5 protein-coding genes are annotated in these 3,780 nt (G+C 68.1%); 3 read left to right on the top strand and 2 right to left on the bottom strand.

Going from position 1 to position 3,780, the window contains the following annotated elements; all coding sequences use genetic code 11:
• Both VD972_RS38930 and VD972_RS38925 read left to right on the top strand, forming a co-directional pair.
• Positions 1-373: GNAT family N-acetyltransferase (locus tag VD972_RS38930; protein ID WP_324993940.1), on the top strand; the 373-nt coding region annotated here is incomplete at its 5' end.
• Between the two features lie 62 nt (positions 374-435).
• The gene (locus VD972_RS38925) at positions 436-1,761 is read left to right on the top strand and encodes a hypothetical protein (RefSeq protein WP_324993938.1); all 1,326 of its coding nucleotides are present in this window, start codon (positions 436-438) and stop codon (positions 1,759-1,761) included.
• A 50-nt stretch (positions 1,762-1,811) separates the two neighbouring features.
• Here the strand turns inward: VD972_RS38925 and VD972_RS38920 are convergent, their stop codons facing one another.
• Positions 1,812-2,042, bottom strand: a complete 231-nt coding sequence (locus VD972_RS38920) for a hypothetical protein (RefSeq protein WP_324993936.1) — start codon at positions 2,040-2,042, stop codon at positions 1,812-1,814.
• Between the two features lie 177 nt (positions 2,043-2,219).
• Here VD972_RS38920 and VD972_RS38915 point away from each other — a divergent pair, with 177 nt between their 5' ends.
• Positions 2,220-3,254 carry a hypothetical protein gene (locus VD972_RS38915; protein WP_324993934.1) on the top strand — a complete coding sequence of 345 codons (1,035 nt, stop codon included), beginning with the start codon at positions 2,220-2,222 and terminating at the stop codon, positions 3,252-3,254.
• 33 nt (positions 3,255-3,287) lie between these two features.
• Here VD972_RS38915 and VD972_RS38910 read toward each other — a convergent pair.
• A partial coding sequence (locus VD972_RS38910; protein WP_324993932.1) for a non-canonical purine NTP pyrophosphatase occupies positions 3,288-3,780 on the bottom strand: 493 nt, incomplete at its 5' end.

The following is a 3,780-nucleotide window of genomic DNA, read 5'->3' as shown; positions in this document are numbered from 1 at the left end:
GAGCGACGACGTTCGCGTGTTCGTGGAGCTGCTCTGCCGGTGGGCTCAGGAGCTACCTCGAACGAAGTACCAGCTGGCCATGACGCTGGGCGGAGCGCTCATCGGAACGTGCGGGGTTCGGAAGGACTCCCCGGACCGAGAGGATGCGGAGTGGGGCTGTGAGCTGGATCCGGCGCAGTGGGGCCAGGGTTACGCCCACGAGGCCTCGCGGGCGATCATCGCCTTCGGTTTCGAGACGCTGCAGCTTCGGCGGATCTGGGCGCGAACGTCACCCGAGAACGCCCGGGCCGTGCGACTGGCCGAGGACCTGGGCCTTCGTCGAGTCTCGGCGGGGCTCTACGAGGCATTGAGCGTCTCGACGGAGCGAGGCTAGGCAAGGGAGAGCTGGATCAGCTGACGTTGTATTTCCCTGCCTGCCTGTGCTTTGGAGACCGGATGTTCAGCAGTCTCGACCGCATCGACATTGTCACGCAGGACAAGACCTCGGGACAGAAGCACTTCGTCCAGACTGACCATCGCTCCGCCGCGGAGATCCAGCAGGAGGAGGAGGTCTCCATCCTCTTCGCGCTCACCCGGGTCCTGAATGCGCGGCTGATGGGCGAGCAGGAGGGGGGCGTGCGGGTGTTCTACGTCTGCTCCGAGCGGCCCCCGGACTTCCTCCAGCGCGCCGTGGTGGCGGCCGGCGGCCGGATCCAGATCAACGATCAGGATCACATCTACGAGGGAGTGCTGGGCACACCCGGGGAACTGGCGGAGGAGGCCTTCCGCAGGCTGGCGAGGAGGGTGCTCCGCCAGCGCGATCTGCCGTTGGAGGAGCGCGCCCTGGCCGAGCTGGAGCAGGAGCACCTCCATGCTCCGGGGCCGGAGGATGACGAGATGGGACACTGGTCCCGGGTGGTCGAGCTGGCCGCTGTCGCCGGGGAGCTCCTGCGGGGCAAGTGCGGAGGCCGGTGGATGGAAGGGTCGGGCATGGCGACGCTCCCCTTCATCTTCCACCTGGCTCCGGGAGGAGATGAGAGCCCGCGCATCAACGCGGTGGGGCGGGCCGAGCGGTTCCTGCAGAACGGCGAGCGCGACAGCCTGGTGCACCTGCTGCGCATGGCCGATGACCATGTGAACCGGCAGGCCCAGCCGACGTGGGTGCTGCTCACGCTCAAGTCTCCAGGCTGGGCTGGCCAGGAGAAGACGGTGTGCCGGCCAGTGCTGGACGCGGAGAAGACCGCCGCCGAGGTGCCCTGGGTGGCCTATGGCGAGGACATGCCGAACTCCTTCGCCATCTTCGTCAAGGACGGCACGCGCGAGCACGAGGTGGACGCGCTGCACGCGCAGGCGGTCGAGAACCTGAAGGCGGTGGAGGTCGAGGTCGAGGAGATCGGCGAGAGCGAGGGGAAGATGCTCGTGGTGTCGGGCAGCTACTTCGCCGCCGAGAAGCTGCTGGATGGAGACTTCATGCGCGGCATGCACGAGCGTTTCCAGAGCCCGCTGCTCGTCGCGGGAGTGCCGCGCAAGGGCCTGCTGTTCATCGCGGATGTGCGCTCGCCCCCGCACGTGATGAGCGGACTGATGGACATCCTGGCCACCGAGCACTCGAAGAACGGCTCCGAGCCCATCTCCCCCACGCCGCTGATCGTCTCGGACGGGAAGATCTGCGGGGTCGTCCGGGCCGTCGAAAAGAACCAGGAGGCCTCAGCCGCCGCTCCCCAGGAGGAGGAGCCCCGGGAGGGGTTCTTCAGCCGGCTCTTCGGGCGCCGCAAGAGCTGAGGCGCCGTGGGCTCACGGGGCCGTGGACACGCCCAAGGCCCCGGGGCTGCTCAGCGCGGGGCTTCCTTCGAGCCGACGACGGTCAGGTTCATGCCGATCTGCACCGACAGCAGCTTGCCGTCGACGGTGACGGTCGTCTTGCCGTTGATGTACCAGCCGAACGAGCCGGTGGAGAACGCCTTCACCTCGGCGAGCATCTCCTGGCCGTTGATGATGACCTTCAGCGGCTCAGCCTTCTCTTGGAACTGGGGCAGCGACAGGGGGCAGGGGGACTTGGCCATGGCGCGCGCACCCTACCACCGGCGGGCCGAGCCGAACCACTTTGGAGGGCCAAGACCTTGTTTCCAGGGCGGTGGAGGCCCCTCTGGGGGTGTGGCGCGCTCCTACTGGGAGCGTGAACGTCAGACCCCTGCATTAGAAATGAAGGCATCAGCACGGAGGTCTCCATGCAGGGTGAGATGGTTCGCAGCGAAACAGTGGTGCCGGCTCCCCGCCGCGCGCAGCTCTCGGCCGAGCTGCTGAAGGAGGAGCGTGAGCAGCACCAGTTCCTCGCGCAGTATGTGAGGCAGTGCATGGCCGAGGGCACCGACTTCGGCCGCATCCCCGGCACGGACAAGCCAACCCTGCTCAAGCCCGGCGCGGAGAAGCTGATCGATCTGTTCAGCTGCACCCCGGAGTTCACCCTGGTGCCGGAGTTCTGCCACGAGGACTTCGAGACCGGCTTCTTCAAGTACACCTTCCGCTGCCGCATCATCAGCCGGGAGCTCGGCGCGGTGCTTGCGGAGGGCTACGGCTCGGCCAACAGCCGGGAGAGCCGGTTCCGCTGGCGCCTGGCGCACCGCAAGTGCCCCGCCTGCGGCAAGGACACGATCATCCAGGGCAAGAGCGAGTACGGCGGCGGGTGGATCTGCTTCAAGAAGAAGGGCGGCTGCGGAGAGAAGTACGTCGCCGGGGATGAGCGGATCACCAGCCAGACCGTGGGCCGCGTGCTGAACGAGGACATCGCGGATCTGGACAACACCATCATGAAGATGGCGAAGAAGCGTGCCCAGGTGGATGGTGCCATCGCGCTCGCGCGCTGCTCGGACATGTTCACCCAGGACGTGGAGGACTTCTCGCTGCCGGAGCTGGGCGGGGCCTCGGCGAGCCCTCCTCGCGCGGAGGGTGCTGGGGAGGCTGGCAGCCTGGATGCCTCTGCCTCTCCGATCCTGGCCGTGGCCGAGCCGGGGCCCACGTTCGACTTCGGGCCGGGCCGGAGCGAGCCGCTGACTGCCCCCGTGCCGCTCACCTGGGGCGAGGGCAGCAACCTGGCCCGAGGCATTGCCGGAGCAAGGGATGCCCGGTCGCTCCGCAAGGTGGGGATGTGCATCAAGGAGGCTCGCGCGGCCGGGCGCATCAACGACCAGGAGCGGAGCGATCTGGAGAAGCTCTACCGCGCCAAGCAGCTGGAGCTGACGAACTCGGCCCGTCCTTCCATCCGGCGGGCCTCCTGAGCCGCGGGGTGGGGTGAGCGTGGAGGCGCACCGCTACAGCCCCAGGTGCTTGCGCAGCTCGGCGTAGGCCTGCCCCGCGGCGGAGGTGCGCAGCTTCTCGTCGATCGGCATCTCGGCGAGCGTCCGTGTCTCTCCTTGGGGGATGAAGACGGGATCCCAGTGGAAGCCTTGGGTGCCTCGGGGTGAGAGCGCGATCACGCCTTTGACTTCGCGGAGGATGACCTCGCGCTTGCGCCCGTTGCAGTAGGAGAGCGCGCTCAGGGCCCTGCCCGTGCGTTGCTCCCCGGGCGGGACGAGCAGGCAGATCCGCTCCCCGAGCGCCATCCACGTCGGCTTCACGAGCGCGCCGGGCATGCCGTTGAGGAAGTCGATGCAGAGCGCTCCATGCTCGACGATGACGGGGACGCGGAGGGCCCGGTAGGCCTCGGCCGCCTTGGCGCGCACCACCTGCTCGAGGTTCGTCTCGAGGATCTCGGTGACGGCGTAGCGTAGGATCCCCAGCCGCTGGGAGCCGCCAGAGACGTGG

The sequence above is a fragment of the Hyalangium sp. genome (genome assembly GCF_035629615.1).
GTDB lineage: Bacteria > Myxococcota > Myxococcia > Myxococcales > Myxococcaceae > Hyalangium.
Note: the sequence above shows the minus strand (reverse complement) of the source record. Positions and strands in the feature narration are given on the sequence as shown.

Excerpts from the sequence above, each read along its gene's own strand:
- VD972_RS38925 (WP_324993938.1), top strand. The coding sequence starts at position 436 with ATGTTCAGCAGTCTCGACCGCATCGACATTGTCACGCAGGACAAGACC.
- VD972_RS38920 (WP_324993936.1), bottom strand. The coding sequence starts at position 2,042 with ATGGCCAAGTCCCCCTGCCCCCTGTCGCTGCCCCAGTTCCAAGAGAAG.
- VD972_RS38915 (WP_324993934.1), top strand. The coding sequence starts at position 2,220 with ATGGTTCGCAGCGAAACAGTGGTGCCGGCTCCCCGCCGCGCGCAGCTC.